Origin of the sequence: Paludisphaera borealis, from assembly GCF_001956985.1 — a bacterium.
Lineage (GTDB): Bacteria > Planctomycetota > Planctomycetia > Isosphaerales > Isosphaeraceae > Paludisphaera > Paludisphaera borealis.
On sequence record NZ_CP019082.1, the window covers coordinates 3,197,006 to 3,213,181 of the forward strand.

10 protein-coding genes are annotated in these 16,176 nt (G+C 65.6%); 3 read left to right on the top strand and 7 right to left on the bottom strand.

Annotation, left to right across the window (positions count from 1 at the left end; genetic code table 11):
- Window positions 1-61: 61 nt before the first annotated feature.
- The 3 genes from BSF38_RS12350 to BSF38_RS12360 all read left to right on the top strand — a co-directional run bounded on the left by BSF38_RS12350 (window position 62) and on the right by BSF38_RS12360 (window position 3,935).
- Window positions 62-1,831, top strand: a complete 1,770-nt coding sequence (locus tag BSF38_RS12350) for a complex I subunit 4 family protein (protein ID WP_083712901.1) — start codon at window positions 62-64, stop codon at window positions 1,829-1,831.
- A gap of 333 nt (window positions 1,832-2,164) precedes the next feature.
- On the top strand, window positions 2,165-2,698 hold the full coding sequence (locus tag BSF38_RS12355; protein WP_076346003.1) for a hypothetical protein: 534 nt from the start codon (window positions 2,165-2,167) through the stop codon (window positions 2,696-2,698).
- A gap of 187 nt (window positions 2,699-2,885) precedes the next feature.
- On the top strand, window positions 2,886-3,935 hold the full coding sequence (locus BSF38_RS12360; RefSeq protein WP_076346004.1) for a glycosylasparaginase: 1,050 nt from the start codon (window positions 2,886-2,888) through the stop codon (window positions 3,933-3,935).
- Between the two features lie 86 nt (window positions 3,936-4,021).
- On the opposite strand, the gene BSF38_RS12365 is transcribed toward BSF38_RS12360, so the two are convergent.
- From BSF38_RS12365 to BSF38_RS12395, 7 genes are all read right to left on the bottom strand, one after another.
- Window positions 4,022-5,131, bottom strand: a complete 1,110-nt coding sequence (locus BSF38_RS12365) for a DUF1559 domain-containing protein (protein WP_076346006.1) — start codon at window positions 5,129-5,131, stop codon at window positions 4,022-4,024.
- 159 nt (window positions 5,132-5,290) lie between these two features.
- Window positions 5,291-5,752, bottom strand: coding sequence for a carboxypeptidase regulatory-like domain-containing protein (locus tag BSF38_RS12370; RefSeq protein WP_145952095.1), 462 nt, complete (start codon window positions 5,750-5,752; stop codon window positions 5,291-5,293).
- A gap of 163 nt (window positions 5,753-5,915) precedes the next feature.
- Window positions 5,916-9,575 carry a DNA polymerase III subunit alpha gene (gene dnaE / locus BSF38_RS12375; protein WP_076346010.1) on the bottom strand — a complete coding sequence of 1,220 codons (3,660 nt, stop codon included), beginning with the start codon at window positions 9,573-9,575 and terminating at the stop codon, window positions 5,916-5,918.
- Between the two features lie 508 nt (window positions 9,576-10,083).
- Window positions 10,084-10,368, bottom strand: a complete 285-nt coding sequence (locus tag BSF38_RS12380) for a type II toxin-antitoxin system Phd/YefM family antitoxin (protein WP_076346012.1) — start codon at window positions 10,366-10,368, stop codon at window positions 10,084-10,086.
- 242 nt (window positions 10,369-10,610) lie between these two features.
- The gene (locus BSF38_RS12385; RefSeq protein WP_076346014.1) at window positions 10,611-12,512 is read right to left on the bottom strand and encodes a serine/threonine-protein kinase; all 1,902 of its coding nucleotides are present in this window, start codon (window positions 12,510-12,512) and stop codon (window positions 10,611-10,613) included.
- 124 nt (window positions 12,513-12,636) lie between these two features.
- Window positions 12,637-14,769: an alpha-glucan family phosphorylase gene (glgP, locus tag BSF38_RS12390; protein ID WP_076346016.1), complete on the bottom strand. Its 2,133-nt coding sequence runs from the start codon at window positions 14,767-14,769 to the stop codon at window positions 12,637-12,639.
- Between the two features lie 234 nt (window positions 14,770-15,003).
- Window positions 15,004-16,125 carry a redoxin domain-containing protein gene (locus BSF38_RS12395; protein ID WP_076346018.1) on the bottom strand — a complete coding sequence of 374 codons (1,122 nt, stop codon included), beginning with the start codon at window positions 16,123-16,125 and terminating at the stop codon, window positions 15,004-15,006.
- Window positions 16,126-16,176: the final 51 nt, after the last annotated feature.

A 16,176-nucleotide genomic window follows, 5' to 3' on the forward strand; every position in this document is an offset into this window, starting at 1 on the left:
ACCCCGACCGACGCGACGAGCCAGACGCGAGAGAAACCTCCTCCCAACCGGTGCCCGCGACATGAGCGACAACCTACTCCTGACGTCCATCTGGCTTCTCCCCTTGATCGGCGCGGCAGTCGTGCTGCTGATCCCCAAGCAGTCCGAGTCGTTGGTCAAGTACGTGGCGACGGCCTTCATGGTCGCGAACTTCGCGGCGACGCTCGTCGCGCTCGGCGTATATCTGGGCGACGCCAAGGCGGCGACCCCGCTCCAGTACCGCGCCTCGCAGAACCAGCTTGTGGCCGACGCCGGCGGAAGCGTCGTCGTCACCGACGAATCGCAGGGTGAAGGCGATCTGGTCGTCCGTCGCGCCTGGATTCCCGCGTTCAACATCCAGTACTACCTGGGTCTCGACGGCATCAGCCTCAGCCTCGTGGTGCTCACCGGCCTGATCAGCTTGCTGGCCTGCATCGCCTCGTGGAACATCGACCGCCAGGTCCGGGGCTACTACGGGCTCTTCCTGCTGCTGGTCGCCAGCATGATGGGTGTGTTCGTGTCGCTCGACCTGTTCCTGTTCTACGTGTTCTTCGAGATCATGCTCTTGCCAATGTACTTCCTGATCGCCATCTGGGGAGGCGAGAATCGGGAATACGCGGCGATCAAGTTCCTGCTCTACACGCTGTTCGGCTCGGTGTTCATCCTGGTCTCGATCCTGATCCTCTACTTCTGGCCGGGCGACGCGGGGGCGATCAGCCTCGTCAACGCCACCGGCCAGGCGCAGGCGTTCCACGGCCACTCGTTCGACATCGTCGAGTTGACCGCGATCGCCACGGCGTCGAGCTACTACGGGCGGTACATCCAGGGGTGGATCTTCGTCCTCTTCCTGGTCGGCTTCATCATCAAGCTGCCGTCGTTCCCGTTCCACACCTGGCTGCCCGACGCGCACGTCCAGGCACCGACGCCGATCAGCATGATCCTGGCGGGCGTGTTGCTCAAGATCGGCGGCTACGGCCTGATCCGGCTGGCCTGGCCGCTCGCTCCCGCCGGCGCGTACGACTGGTCGTACTTCGTGGCCGCGCTCGGGGTCTTCAGCATCATCTATGGCGCGCTTGTGGCCATGGCCCAGACCGACTTCAAGAAGCTGGTCGCCTACAGCTCGGTCAGCCACATGGGTTACGTGACGCTCGGCATGGCGGTGATGAACCTGTCGAACAGCCCCCAGTATTACGCCTACGGCGTCAACGGGGCGATGTACATGATGCTCGCCCACGGCATCACCTCGGCCGGCATGTTCTTCCTCGTCGGCGTGATCTACGACCGGGCCCACACCCGCGACCTCGACAAACTCGGCGGCCTGAACAACATCATGCCGATGTACGGGGCCGTCTCGTACGTCATCTTCTTCGGGTCGATGGGCCTGCCGGGTCTCTGCGGCTTCGTCGCCGAGGTGTTCGTCCTGCTGGCCGCGTTCAACTACAGCGTCCGGCTGGCGGTCGTCGCCGCGGCCGCCGTGGTCCTCACCGCCGGCTACATCCTCTGGACCATCCAGCGCGTCTTCCTCGGCCGCAACCAGGCCTGGAAAGGGTTGCCCGACATGAGCCTCCGCGAACTCGTCATCGCGGCCCCGCTCGTGGTGCTCACGGTCCTCATGGGCGTCTTCCCCCAGGGCCTGATCTTGAGCTGGATGAGCCCGTCGGTCAACCAGATGGTCAACGGCGTGTTCACGGCCCGCGAGCTGAACACGGGCGCCCCGGATCAGCCCCCGGTCGCCCGGCTCATCGCGCCTCGCGTCCCCGGTGAGCCCGTCGCAACCCCAGCGATCCCCCCGGTCGTCGCGCGGACGCCCTGACCCGACCCCGCCCGGTATTCAGGATTCCCACGCCGGCGAGCCTCGCAAGATCTGATCTTGCCGGCGTGCCGCAACCTGAGTAATCTGCGGCTCACCTCGACGAAGACTCAAGAACCGGGTCGGTTTTGCCGACCCGGGCGCGTGCCCGCGGAGGGAAGTCGAACGATCACGCGACGGTTGTCGAACCGTCCGCGCTGGGGTCGTCGAGCCCGACGCCGGGCTTTCCCTCAAATGGTGGACATGGAGACGGCTCGATCGGGACGATGTACCCGCCGACCGTCGAAGGGCGACTCAGGACGGGTCGGCCAGCCCTCAGAACGGAGTCGAACCGCGATGCGAGTCTGGTCAAAGATGGCGCTTGCACTGGCGGCGGGGGCCTGGATCGTCCCGGCGTCCCCCTGCTTCTCTCAAGACAAAACACCCGCTCCGGCCCCGAAGGCCGAGAAACCCGCCGACGACGCCAAGAAGCCGGTGGGCGAGAAGGCCGAGCAGGCCGACGTCCGCCCGAAGTCGCCGTCGATTGAACTCCGGCTGGTGATCGGCGGCCTGGGCTCGGGGGGATGCGACGTCGAAGTGAAGCCCGGCAACGCCGCCTGCCGGTTCAAGAGCCAGACCCGCCACGTGGCGTCCGACGGCAAGCTGACACTCGTCTTCCGCGACGTCGAGGTCCGAAGCGTCGACCGCAATTGCACGTTCGCCATCACGATGCGCGAGTCGGGCCAGGAGCCCAAGACCGTCCACCGCGGATTCCGGATGGTCGCCCCATCCGCCGACGGCCCGCGCGCCGGCGCCCAGAGCTTCACCTGCTTCATGAGCTCGCCCTCGAAGGTCGCCGGGCTCGAACGCGAAGGCCGGACCATCCGCTGAGCCGCTCGTCGGCCGCCTCGCCGACCCGAGAACACCGTCGAGCCCGCTGGTCGATCGCCCTTCGATTCGACTCGCGGGCTTCTCCGCGCGCCCGACGGATCGGCCGGGAGTCGATTCCGGGCGTTGATCTGGTACGATGAAATCGACGTGGGGAGTCGACGCCGACGATCATCGGGAGTGAGACGCCATGCGCAGACCTATAAACCGACGTTTCTTCATGGGCACGACGGCCGCGGCCAGCCTGAGCACGCTGGCGATCGGGGCGTCGCCGCCGGCGACGGTGGGGTCTCGAAGGCCGACGGCCGTCGCCAGCGGCAACGGCCTGCGCGCCGTCGAGCGGGCGGTCGAACTGGTCAAGAACGGTTACGACCCGCTCGACGCGGCCGTCGAAGGGGTCGCGATCGTCGAGGCCGACCCGGCCGACAACTCGGTCGGCTACGGCGGCCTGCCGAACGAGGACGGCGTCGTCGAGCTGGATGGGGCCGTGATGCACGGCCCGACCCACGGCGGCGGCTCGGTCGCGTCGATCCGCAACATCATGCACCCGGCCGCCGTCGCCCGGCTGGTGATGAAGCGGACCCGGCACTGCCTGATCGTGGGCGACGGCGCCCTCCGGTTCGCCCGCGCCCACGGGTTCCCTGAAGTCGACCTGCTGACCGACGAGTCGCGGAAGATCTGGCTGCACTGGAAGGAGACGCGTGACCCCAACGACGACTGGGTCCCGCCGCCCGAACCGGAGGTCGCCGACCATGTTCATGAATACATCAAGAAGCGGGTGACCGGCACGATCCACTGCTCGGTGCTCGATACCCACGGCGACCTCGGCTGCACGACGACCACCTCGGGCCTGTCGTGGAAGATCCCGGGGCGGGTCGGCGATTCGCCGATCCTGGGCGCGGGGCTCTACCTCGACAACGAGGTCGGCTCGGCCGGCTCGACGGGCGTCGGCGAGGCGAACCTGCTGAACCTCTCCAGTCACCTGATCGTCGAAGCCATGCGCCGGGGGCTGACGGCCAAGGACGCGGTGATGGAAGCCCTCAAGCGGGTCGCCGAGACGAGCGTCCGCGACCCCAAGCGGCGACGGCCCGACGGCAAGACGACCTTCAACGTCTCGTTCTACGCCCTCGCCAAGGACGGGACTTTCGCAGGCGGCTGCATGTATCCCGGCGGCAAGATGGCTGTCCACGACGGCGACTCGGCCCGGATCGTCGTCCTCGATCCGCTCTACGAGAAATGAGCGGCGAAGGAAACGCGAAGACCCCGAAGTCCCGCCCGAGGGCGAACTTCCGGGGTCTTGCTTGAAGCCGCGTTCACACGATCCGATCAATAAGCGTCAGAGCTGATGACCTCGCCGCCCTTGAGGGTGATGAGGGCGCGGAGGGTGACTACGTTGATCGAGTCCTTGATGAACCGGACGCTGCCGTCGCCCATAAGGACGTTGACGCCGCCGGGATGGTACGAGAACAACTCGTCGTTGGCGCCGGCGTTGTTGCCGGCGGAGACGCCGGTCTGGGTCCAGCCGGCGGCCTCGCACATCGGCCGGAACTTGTTGTTGGGCGCGCCCGAGACGCCGAAGGCGGTGTCGGCCTCGGCCCATCGCCAGTAGCGACGCTTGACGCCGGGGCCGCCCGCGGGCCCCTGCTCGCCCGGGAAGGTCCCGGAGCCGGCGACGCCGCCGTAGATCTCGCCCTCGGTGTAGGGGCTGATGAAGCGGGGGTCGCGGCCGGCGTCCTCGCCGATGGCGATGGTGTTGCTGGTGCCGTCGGTGATCTCGCCGATCGAGGTCTTACCCTGCTTCAGCAGGCCGTCCTGCCGCGTGGTCTTATCGCGGTAGGGGGTGGCGGAGCCGGGGGTGATGGCCACGCCCAGCGGGCTGATGTCGGTGTAGACGGTCGGGCCGTAGTCGTCGTAAGCGTAGCCCCGGCCGGCCCGGGTGGTGATCGGATCATTGGGGTCGACGCCGTCGCTGCCGCCGTCGGGCTGACGCGAGGACGACGGGCAGAGGAAGGTCGAGATGACCGTCGAGGCGCCGGTGAAGTTCATGCCGGAGGCCTCGTTGTACTCCTTGGCGTTGAAGTTCAACGCGTTGTACGACGCGCCGCCTTCGATGAACGTGAGCAGACGGGCGAAGGTGCTCCAGTTGCCGTCCACGAACTGCGTGATCGGCACCGCCGACGCCGAACCGACCGTCGAGGGATTGTAGTTCGTCGACTCGCCGCCCGGAGGAAACGCCGTGTTGGTGCTCTCGTAGTTATGCAGAGCCAGGCCGATCTGCTTCAGGTTGTTGGTGCACTGGGCGCGACGGGCGGCCTCGCGGGCCGACTGCACGGCCGGCAAGAGCAACGCGATCAAAACGGCGATGATGGCGATGACCACCAGCAGTTCGATCAGGGTGAAGCCGCCGCGTCGGGGCGATCTCGCGAGAGATCTCATGGAATCGATTCTCCGTGGAATGGCTGTAAAGCGGAAGGGCCGGTACGAAGGGGGGAGAAGGAAGAAGCCGCGATCGGGGGGGCTTCACGGACCGCCGGACCGCTCCGGAAGATCCACTTCAAGAATCAACTGATCGAGATGACAGGCTATAACAACCTGTCACTTGGCGAGCGTGAACGGCTCAAGGTCGTTGGCGGAAGGCTTCACGACGGCCGTCAGGCCTGAGGTTGTTTCATCGCCGTACTTGGCGGGATAGGCCAGATTCGCGCCCGAGCGGCGGCCGCCGCGGGCTTTGGGGTCGGCCGGCTTGGAGAGGTCGGCCTGAATCCGGATCTTGTACGACCCCTCGGGCGCGCCCTCGCCGTAGCTGCTCTTGAGCGCGAACGAGCCGTCGGACTCGAGCGGAGCCTCGAATTCCATCCCCTTCTCGGGAAGCGCGAAGACGACCACGCCCGACGCCAACGGCTTGCCGTCGGCGAGCAAGACCTTACCCTTGACGGGGTACGTCGTCATGGACGTCGGAGCGGAATCCGAACTGCCGCAGCCGGCCAGGAACCCCGCGAGCCCGAACCCGAAGGCCAGGAGCAACGGCCGCAACGCATTCTGTATTTTCGATATCATTGCGTGTTTCATCATCGGTTGGGAGCCGCCCGAGCAGCGACGATCGCTAGTCGGGGCCGACGATGAAAAGTATATCCACGCGAGAGGGGAGGCGAGCGAAGCATCAAAGAATGTCGCGCGAAGAATTCATGAAGACCGCCTCGCTCGGGGCGACGCCGGGCTCTCAATCGTCGTCGAGGTCGTCGGTGGGGTCGAGGTCGTCCATCGGCTCGGGGACCGCGACGCGCACCGCGACCGCCGGCTTGGCCGACGACTCGGCCCGCGCCGTCGCCCCGCGCTGGCCGAGCAGGCGGACGTTGCCCGAACCGACGACCTGCTCCATCTCGGCGACCATCTTCTCGTCGCAGCGGATGCGCAGCGAGGCCCCCGCGCGGTAGATCACGCGGCGGACGTTCTCGATCCCGAAAATCTCAAGATAGAGGTCCAGGCCGCCGGGATGGACCCGGACGATCCGCAGCAGACGCTCCAGCTCGGCGTCCTGCTGAAGTCCCTTGTGCAGCCGCACGACGACCCCGCGCGCCAGCTCGGACGACGCCGATTCGATCGGGATGATCTTGCTGATCACCAGCTCGGGGGGATCGCGGCGGCGGTCGATCGTCCCCTTCACGAACCCGATCGCGTCGTTCACGATCAGGTCGCCGAGCTTGGCGAACTCCTCGGGCCAGAGCATCGCCGGCGTGCTGCCGTCCAGGTCCTCGAAGGTCAGCTTGGCCATTCGCGTCAGGCCCGACCGGCTCTTCTGGACGTTCCGCACCTGGACGTTCGTGATCATGCCGCCGAGGAGCACCTCGCATTTGTCCGGGGCCGAGGCCAGGTCCGTCGTCCGGTGCGTCGACAACGCCTGAAGCGTCGCCGCGTAGCGGGTCAAAGGGTGGTTCGACATATAAAAACCCAGCGCCTTCTTCTCGCCGCTGAGCAAATCGACGTCGGGGAGTTCGGGGACGTCTGGCAGGTTGGCGACGCCGGGCGCGACGCCGTTGCCGTTTCCATTGTGCGCGCCGTGCGCCGGAGTTTCGGGCTCGTCGAACAGTCCGCGCTGGCCGCGGCGGCGGTCCTCCTGCTTGGCCTGTCCGGCCTGCATGGCGCGGGGGAGGACGGCCAGAAGCTGCGACCTTCGAGCGCCGAAGCCGTCGAACGCCCCGGCGCGAATCAAAGTCTCGGCGGCGGCGGCGCTCACCTCACGCGTCGACACCCGCTCGAAAAACTCGTCGAGGCTTCGATACGGCCCCCCCTCCTCGCGAGCCCGAAGGATCGCCTCGACCGCCTTGGTGCCGACCCCTTTCACGGCTTCGAGCCCGAACTCCACCTTGCCCTCGGTCACGACCGTGAACGTCGTGCTCCCGCGGTTGACGTCGGGCCGCTGCACCTCGATGCCCATGCGCCGGCAGTCGTCGATGTGTTCGACGAAGAACTTGTCGCGCTCCGCTCCGTTCATCTCCGACGACAGGACGGCCGCCATGTACTCGGTTGGGTAGTGCGACTTCAGGTAGGCCGTCTGGTAGGCCACCAGCGCGTAGGCCGTACTGTGCGACTTGTTGAAGCCGTAGCCGCCGAAGAACTCGATGAGCGCGAAGATCCGCGACGCCTGGTCGCGTTCCAGGCCCTTCTCGATCGAGCCCTTGATGAACTGGTCGCGGCCTTCGGCGATCGTCTCGGTCTTCTTCTTCGAGATCGCCTTGATGCACGCGTACGCTTTGGAGAGTTCGATGCCTCCCAGGCGGTTGAGGATCCGCATGACCTGTTCCTGGTAGACCATGACGCCGTAGGTCTCTTCCAGGACGTCGCGGAGCACCGGATGCAAGTAGGTCGCCTGCTTGCGGTTGTTCTTCACATCCACGTATTCGTCGACCATGCCGCCGTTGAGCGGGCCCGGCCGGTAGAGCGCGTTGGTGGCGATGATGTCGGCGAATCGGTCGGGCTTCATCTTCACCAGAAGGTCGCGGATGCCCGCGCTCTCAAGCTGGAAAACGCCCTTGGTCTCGCCGCGCTGGAGCAGCTCGAACGCCTTGGGGTCGTTGAGCGGCAGGTTGTCGATGTCGATCGGGGCGTCCGGGTTCCGGGCGTTGATGAGGCGGACGGCGGCCTCCAGCGTCGTCAGGTTGCGGAGGCCGAGGAAGTCCATTTTCAGGAGCCCGGCCTTCTCGACGTCGCCCATGTCCCACTGGGTGCAGACGACCTCTTCCTTGTCGCCGCGGCGGATCACCTGCAAGGGGACCAGCGATTCCAGCGGCTGGTCGGCGATCACCACGCCGGCCGCGTGCGTGCTCGCGTTGCGGACCGAGCCTTCCAGCCGGCGGGCCAACGTCATCAGTCGCTCGATGTCCGGATCTTGCTCGACCATCTTCCGCAGCGCCGGCTCTTCCTTGAGGGCCTCTTCGAGCGTGATGTTCAGCCGGGTGGGGATCAGCTTGTTGATCTCCTCGACCCGTGCGAGGGGGAGGTTGAGCACCCGGCCGACGTCCTTGATCGCCGCCTTGGCCTTCATGGTTCCGAACGTGCCGATCTGCGCGACGTTGGCTTGGCCGTACTTCTGGCGGACGTACTCGATGACCTCGTACCGACGCTCTTGGCAGAGGTCGATGTCGATGTCGGGCGCCTCTGACCGGTTCGGGTCGAGGAACCGCTCGAACAGCAGGTCGTACTTGAGCGGGCAGACGTTGCTGAGGTAGAGCACGTAACTGACGAGCGCACCGCAGGCCGATCCACGAGCCAGGGCCGGGATGCTCTTCTCGCGAGCGTAGCGGACGAAATCCCAGACGATCAGGAAGTACGACGCGAACCCCATGCGGTTGATGGTACCCAGCTCGTGATCAAGTCGCTCGCGGGCCTCGGCGGGGGGCGACGCGCCGTACCGAGCGATTAAACCTTGCTCGCAAAGCTCGCGCAGGTAGTCCTCGGCCGTCTTCTCCTCCGGCGGCTTGAACGACGGGAACAGCCGCTTGCCCAGGTTCAGGCTGGTGTAGTTCTCCTCGACGCTCTCGGCGATCCGGGCCGACTGCGCAAGGGCCTCCTCGTGGCCGCCGACGACCGCGTACATCTCGTCGGGACTGCGGACGTGGAACTGGTCGGACAGCCGGCCGTCGTCGGCGACGAACCGGGGCTTGTCGAGCGGCTGGTCGACGGTCTTGCCCGTATTGATGCACAGCAGGGCGTCGTGCGCAAGGTGGTCGTCCTGCCTCAGGTAGTGGGCGTCACTGGTCGCCACCAGCGGCATCCCCAGCCGGTTAGCCAGGTCGACCTGCCGCTCCATCGCATCGCGCTGGATTTGCAGGCCGTTGTTCTGGATCTCGACGAAGAAGTTGTCCTCGCCGAAGGTCTGCTGATACCAGATCGCCAACTTCTCAGCCGCCGCCGTGCGGTCGTGCAGCAAGTGCTGCGAGAACTCGGACCCGACGCAGCCCGACAGGCATATCAACCCCTCGCTGTGCCGTGCGAGCAGCTCCTTGTCCATTCTCGGCTTGTAGTAGTAGCCCTCCTGGTACGACCGCGAGGTGAGCCGTAGGAGGTTCCTGAACCCGACGCCGTTCTTGGCCAGGAGCGTCAGGTGATACGCGAACTTCTCATCCCCCGACCCGTTCGTCGAGCGGTCAGTCCGCTTACCGGGTGCGACGTACGCCTCGATCCCCACGATCGGCTTGATGCCGGCGTACTTGGCCTCCCGGAGAAACTCCATCGCCCCGAACATGTTGCCGTGGTCCGTCACCGCGATCGCCGGCATCCCCAGCGCCTTGACCTGCTTGACCAGGTCCGGCAGCTTGTTCTGGCCGTCGAGCAAGCTGTAATGGCTGTGGCAATGCAAGTGAACGAACGGGCGACTGGCCATGAGCGAACTCTCTCCTTAGAGGACCGACGCGGCTATGTACCCGCGTCCAGGACATTGTATTCTAGCAGATCCCGGACGAATCGGCGGAGATTGACGTATCGCGTGTGAGAGGATTCGAAGGTCCTTGTGAATCGTGCTAGGTTTGCCGACGATGGATGCAACGCGAGGGGGGACGGCTCAAGCCGCAAGTCGCCACGACGGGGGGGCGCAAACCGATGAAGCCGTTGATGATCGATCGTCGACCCTGGTTCTATCTGGCAGGGCTCGTCGAAGTTCGGAATCGGAAAAGGCTCGACGCACGGAGGGCTGGGAATTCGGATTTCGAACCACGCGCAACTCAGAGTCAGTCCCCCAAACGCGTAGTGCGGAAGCCTCGCCCTCCCCTTAATGAGACAGACCTTCAGACGAAGTCGTCCACCGCGCGCAAAGCAACCCCGGGGCTCGGGGGGGGAGCGCCCAGGGTTGCGGGTATCTCAGATCGAGCCTCGGAGGCGAGGCTCTGGGGTCGTCAGACCGCGACGAGTGCTTCCTGACGCTCTTCGGTTTCGGCGCCCGAGGACTCAAGCCCCTGGACCAACGCGCCGAGTTGGAGAGCGAGGAGCCGATCTTCCGGGGTCGCGCCGCGGAGGAGGCTCAGGAAGGCTTCGGTGCCGATCATGACGGCCTTGGGCTTGCTGTGAATCGTCAGGACGTAGCGACAATCTGGATTTTCGAGGTTTTCCAGGACTTTCGGAAGATCGCGGTGAAGCTCGCGGCTGCCAATGAAACGAACACGCGACGGAGACGGAGGCATCTGTATCCTCTGGGCCATGATCGGCCTAATGCACAAAGGTGTTTCGAGGCGAACAGACGGGAGCCGCCTCATCAAACGATAGGTAAACCAACGGTATCTTAGTCCGTGCGCGCCGTCAACTGGGCGCACGCCCTTACTACGTCGCCCCAGACCGAAATGTTGGACAAACTTCGGACGAATATCACATATTCGTGGTTTTCGCCATGATCAATTCATTCGTGCAGTCATGATGGCTCGAGTCTTCAAGACGCGGGCCTTCCTCGGCGGCCTGATTGGGCCGGGGCCGGGTCGGGGGCCGACTTCGCGGGCTCAGGCTCAGTTTCTGGCTCGGCAGTGGGAGCGGGCGTCGCACTCGGCGACGCGGCCGGCTTCTCGACTTCCGGGGCGGGGACGTGAGCGGGAGGGGTTGGTTCGGAGGGGGCCTCCGGGGGCGGAGCGGGTGCCAAGAGATCGGCGAGATCGGCGTACTTGGCGAATTTCTCCTTGAGCATCGCGTGGATGGTGATCACCTCGTTGGGCCTCCCGCCCCGGAACGCGGCGTCGGCTCGGCGAAGCTGGTCCTCGACGAACGTTCGCCGCTCGCGGATCTTCGTCTCCAACTCCTCAGCCCGTTTCTGCGAGAGCAAGATCCATTTCCGCTCGTCGGGATCGTCGACGTTGAGCGAGCCGGTCATCTCCCGCCAGTAGTTCGCCGCAACGTCCTCATGGCCGGCGGCCGCAGCCTTTGTAGCCAGGCTGAAGAAAATCACGTACTGGCGTTCGCCGTTGGTCTTGGGCTCAGAGAACGGCGTAGCCGTGGCGCTCGCCAGCATCTTGGAGCGACTCTCGGCCTCGTCGAGCGCGATCAGGTCGCGCCAGGCCTGGGTCTGCGCGTGGTAGGGGTGGTTGGGGTACCCCGTGTCGAGCGGGTCGATGTATTCTTCGAGGGCCGTCAGCCAGTCGGAGCGTCGCGACGACTCCATCAGCGGAACGGCCTGGCGATACAGGTACTGCGCGCTCGGCGGCCAGAGCCAGTAGGCCATAAACCCGCCGATGGCGACCAGAGCCACGACGAGACCGATCGTCTCCAGGCTGACCCGGCTCAAGACGGCGTCGGTCCACGAGGTTTCGTCGCTTCGCAAGTTCGACCCCGAGGCGCCGCCGGGCTTCTTCCCCTTCTTCTTCGGGCGCGCGGGGGGCGGCGTCACGCCGACGCCGGCCCGGCTGGGGTTGGCGTCCGGCGAGTCGGCCGCGGGCCAGACCATCGGCACCGCCTCGCTCCGCGCGGCCTTGTCACGCAGCTCGGTGAGAATCACCCCCGCCGCCTCGGCGTCCCAGGGGCGGGAGGTCGGGTTCTTGGACATCAGCGCGACGACCAGGTCGTCGAGCGCCTTGGGGATCTCTTGCACCTTGTCGCTGGGACGGGGGGGGGGTTCGTTGAGATGGCAGTGCATCAGTACGACGGCCGACGCCCCCTCGAACGGAGGCTTGCCGGTGAGCATCTGATAGAGGACCACGCCCAGCGAGTAGAGGTCGGTCTTGTGGCTGACCGCGGGCGTGCCGCGAATCTGTTCGGGGGCCATGTAGGCGGCCGTGCCGAGCGTTCGCCCGGGCGCGGTCAGGGCCGTGCGGTCGAGAACCCGGGCGATGCCGAAGTCGGTCAGCTTGATCCGGCCGTCGCGCGTGACCATCAGGTTCGACGGCTTGAGATCGCGATGGACGACCCCCTGCTGGTGGGCGTAGTGGAGTGCGTCGCAGATCTGGATCGCCAGATCGACGACCTCGCGCCAGGGGATCGCGCCGCGGTCCAGAAGGAGCTTTTCGAGAGTGACCCCTTCGACGAACTCCATGGCGAAGTAATACGTGCCCCGAAACTTGCCCGTGGCCAGCCAGCGGACGATGTTCGGGTGTCGGAACTGCTTGATGATCTCGGCTTCACGGCTGAACCGCTCAAGCAGCTTGGTGTTCTCGGCGATCTCGCCCTGGACGATCTTGACGGCGGCCTTGCGGGTGGCGACGACCTTGCGGCCCTCGGCGTCCGCGGCGCTTGAGTTGGGGTCGACGATCTCCTGGGTGGCCCGGAAGACGACGCCCATCGCGCCGGAGCCGATCACCTCTTCGAGGCGGAACGAACCGAGCTGTTCGCCGATGAAGCCCTGACTCATGGCCTCGAACCAACCTCGTCGCGCGCGGCGAACCAGCGAAGGAAAGGGAAGCGGGAGACGCGGCGATCCGCGTCTCGCTCGTCAAGAACACGTCCACGAACGCCTCCCGCTCGATCGTCGCGTCTTACTGGCACGACAGGCCGCCGGCGGCCGGGAGGTAGCTGCGGCGCACGTAATCCATGACCATGCGATCGGCGTTGAACTTCCAGGCCAGGGTGCGGAAGGCGTCCTTCTGGCGAGCGATCCACTTCCGGGGCAGCCCGGCGGCGTCGCGTTCGTAAAAGGAGGGCACGACCTGGTTCGTCAGCGTCTCGATCAGCGAGCTGTGATCGCGTTCGTCCTGGACCGACGGCACCGCGTGCGTCCGGCCGATGCCGATCGCGAAGCCGTTGGTGCCATCATACGCCTCGGCCCACCAGCCGTCGAGGACCGAGAAATTGAGCGTGCCGTTGAGCACGGCCTTCTCGCCCGAGGTGCCGCTGGCCTCCTGGGGACGCCTTGGGTTGTTGAGCCAGACGTCGACCCCCTGCACCAGGTGCCGCGCCACGTTCATATCGTAGTCTTCGACGAAGACGACGTTGCGGGCGAACCGCTCGTCCCGGCAGATCTTGACGATGCTCTGGATCAGCTCCTTGCCCATCCGGTCCTCGGGGTGAGCCTTGCCGGCGAAGACGAACTGGATCGGCCGTTCCGCCGAGCGGACGATGTCGACCATCCGGTCGATGTCCTGGAGCACCAGCCCAGCCCGCTTGTAAGTCGCGAACCGACGGGCGAAGCCGATCGTCAGGGCGTTGGGGTCGAGCACGTCCGCGAACCGCTCGAGATTTGCGTCGGGCTCGTTGCGGCGCTTGGCCTGGGCGACCATCCGCGACCGCACGAAGTTGATCAGGCGGGCCTTGAGAACCTGCTGCGTCTCCCAAAGCTCGGCGTCGTCGATCTCGTCGATGGCGTCCCAGGTCTCGGCGTAGCGCTGCCTTTTGGGCCAATCGACGCCGAGGTGCTTGTTGAACAGCATCGCCATCTGGGGTGCCACCCAGGTCTTGACGTGGACGCCGTTGGTGATGTGGCCGATGGGCACCTGCTCTTCGGTGACGTTGGGATAAAGCGGATGCCACATCCGCCGTGAAACCACGCCGTGCAGCGAGCTGACGCCGTTGGCGTAGCGCGACAGCTTGAGTGCCAGCACGGTCATGCAGAACAGCTCGTTGGGATCGTTGGCGTAGACCCGACCCAGGCCCATGAAATCGTCGTACGACAGGTGCATGGCCTCGCGGATCTTGCCCAGATGCTCCTCGACGAGCTGCGAGGGGAACCGGTCGTGGCCGGCGGCGACCGGCGTATGGGTGGTGAAGACGGTCATCTGCGCGACCTCGCGGAGGACCTCGCCGAACGGCAGTCCGGTCTCCTCCATCAGCTTGCGGATCATCTCAAGCGTGGCGAACGCGCTGTGGCCTTCGTTCAGGTGCAGCACCGAAGGGTGAATGTTCAGGGCGTGCAAGGCTCGCAGGCCGCCGACACCCAGCAGCAGCTCCTGGCGAATCCGCACCCGCGCGTCGCCGCCGTAGAGCCGGGCCGTCAGGGTGCGGTCGTCCTCGCTGTTCTCGGGGACGTTGGAATCGAGCAACAGCAGCAAGGTCCGTCCGACCTCGGCCCGCCAGACCCGCGCGCGGAGCACGCCCGTGGCGGTCTCGATCGCGATCATCAGGGGCTTGCCGTCGGCGGCCAGCACATTCTCGATCGGCAGCAGCTCGGTGTCGGCGTTGAGATAGCTCTCCTGCTGCCAGCCGTTGGCGTCGAGCGACTGCCGGAAGTACCCCTGGTTGTACAGAAGGCCGATGCCGATCAACGGAATGCCCAGGTCGCTGGCGCTCTTCAGATGGTCGCCGGCCAGAACGCCAAGGCCGCCGGAGTAGATCGGCAGGCTCTCATGCAAGCCGAACTCGGCCGAGAAGTAGGCCACTGGCCGCGCCCGGAGGATCGTCGCGTTGATCGCGCCCCAGGAATCGGTGTCCTGAAGGTACTCTGACAGCCGGCGGAACGCGTAATCGATCCGCGAATCCAGGGCCATCTCGGCCGCCCGGCGTTCGAGTTGCTCGGGCGAGAGCCGCTTGAGGAACTCGACCGGATTGTGATCGACGTCGTGCCAGAGCGTGGGGTCGAGCTCGCGGAAGAGGTCGATCACGTTCGCCTGCCAGCACCACCAGAGGTTGCGAGCCAGATCCTTGAGCTTGTCCAGCAGCTTGCTTTGACCGACCATGCTGTCCCCTATTTCTAACGCGAGTCAACGTGCTCCCGAGGCCTGTCCGATCCCCGTTGATCGGCCGTTCCGGCAGGGCGGAGAGGGCTCCCAAGCGCGAATAGAGCACGGTGAAAGCGTCACAGTATGGCGCGCGGAAGCTCTTCCGCCAAGGCCGACACGCGCCTCGACGCTTTCTTAACCTAGCTCAAGAATCGAAATCGCGGCGGCGGAGACCGGATCGCCCTCGCCTGTTCAGTACGTTCTTCCCAGCTTCGCCACGATCGCGCGCTTGACTTCCAGGGGGTCGATCTCTCCGACGTGACGATAGACCACCTCGCCTCCCGGAGCGATGATCAGGTTGTAGGGGACTGGGCCGGGCCACTGCTTGTCGAGAGCGTCGGCGAAGGCGTCGCGGTCGGACGTTGAGAGCACGTAGTTGTTGGCCGCGACGTGCTTCTCTTTAAGAACCTTGAGGGCGTCGTCTTTCTTGGACGGGTCGTCGAGGCTGATCGTGACCAGCCGGAACTTCCGACTGCGATACATCCGATTCATCGTTACCAATTCGGGAAGTTCGATGACGCAGGGGCCGCACCAGGTCGCCCAGAGGTTGACGACCGTCAGCTTGTCGGTTTCGTTCTTGGCGATCTTGGCCACGCCTTCGAGGTCGATCGTTTCAAGCGTGACGGGCTCGGCGTTCCATTTCTCCAGCGACTTGCGGGCGTCAGCCTGCTTGTCGGCCCACTTGGTCGAGCAGCCGAAGACGCGGGTGGTCGCAACGGGGACGTCTTTCCCGGCCAGCAGGGCGTCGACCGCGTTGAGGACGTCGTGCGACTTGGGCGTCTTGACCTCGGCGTCGTCGAACCGTCCCACGTACCGGAGCTTCCGCTCGGCGTCGAAAACGTACACGTGAGGCGTCGCCAGCACGCCGTATGCCTTGGCCGTCGCCTGTGTGTCGCCGTCGAACAGGTACGGATACGGGTACTTGCGATCACGGGCCCGGATCTTCATGTCCTCGAACGAGTCGGTCAGGTCGGTGAAACCGAGTTCGTCGAGCCGCACGGCCTTCGGGTCGTTGGGCGAGATCGCAACGACGGCGACCCCCTTGCTCTTGTAATCGTCGTGCAGCTTCGCAACGCGCTCCTCGTAGGCCTGGGCGGTCGGGCAGTGGTTGCAGGTGAAGTAAACCACGAGCACCTTGGCGTCGGAGTATTCCCCAAGCGCGTGGTTCTTTCCATCGACGCCGGGGAGGTCGAAGTCCGGGGCCGGAGCGCCGATGGAGAGCGTCTTGAGATCCGGCGGATCGGCGGCGGCTGTCGCGGACAGGGCCGACAGGCCCAGCGACGCAAGGACGATCGAAGCGAAGGCCGTCTTCATGGCGTGTGCTCCCGGTGAGGCTCGATTCAGCTTCTTCTGCCGAAGCGTAGT

What these genes read in the sequence shown, in the direction of transcription:
- BSF38_RS12350 (WP_083712901.1), top strand. Translation starts at nt 62, where the DNA reads ATGAGCGACAACCTACTCCTGACGTCCATCTGGCTTCTCCCCTTGATC.
- BSF38_RS12355 (WP_076346003.1), top strand. Translation starts at nt 2,165, where the DNA reads ATGCGAGTCTGGTCAAAGATGGCGCTTGCACTGGCGGCGGGGGCCTGG.
- BSF38_RS12360 (WP_076346004.1), top strand. Translation starts at nt 2,886, where the DNA reads ATGCGCAGACCTATAAACCGACGTTTCTTCATGGGCACGACGGCCGCG.
- BSF38_RS12365 (WP_076346006.1), bottom strand. Translation starts at nt 5,131, where the DNA reads ATGAGATCTCTCGCGAGATCGCCCCGACGCGGCGGCTTCACCCTGATC.
- BSF38_RS12370 (WP_145952095.1), bottom strand. Translation starts at nt 5,752, where the DNA reads ATGATATCGAAAATACAGAATGCGTTGCGGCCGTTGCTCCTGGCCTTC.
- dnaE (WP_076346010.1), bottom strand. Translation starts at nt 9,575, where the DNA reads ATGGCCAGTCGCCCGTTCGTTCACTTGCATTGCCACAGCCATTACAGC.
- BSF38_RS12380 (WP_076346012.1), bottom strand. Translation starts at nt 10,368, where the DNA reads ATGCCTCCGTCTCCGTCGCGTGTTCGTTTCATTGGCAGCCGCGAGCTT.
- BSF38_RS12385 (WP_076346014.1), bottom strand. Translation starts at nt 12,512, where the DNA reads ATGAGTCAGGGCTTCATCGGCGAACAGCTCGGTTCGTTCCGCCTCGAA.
- glgP (WP_076346016.1), bottom strand. Translation starts at nt 14,769, where the DNA reads ATGGTCGGTCAAAGCAAGCTGCTGGACAAGCTCAAGGATCTGGCTCGC.
- BSF38_RS12395 (WP_076346018.1), bottom strand. Translation starts at nt 16,125, where the DNA reads ATGAAGACGGCCTTCGCTTCGATCGTCCTTGCGTCGCTGGGCCTGTCG.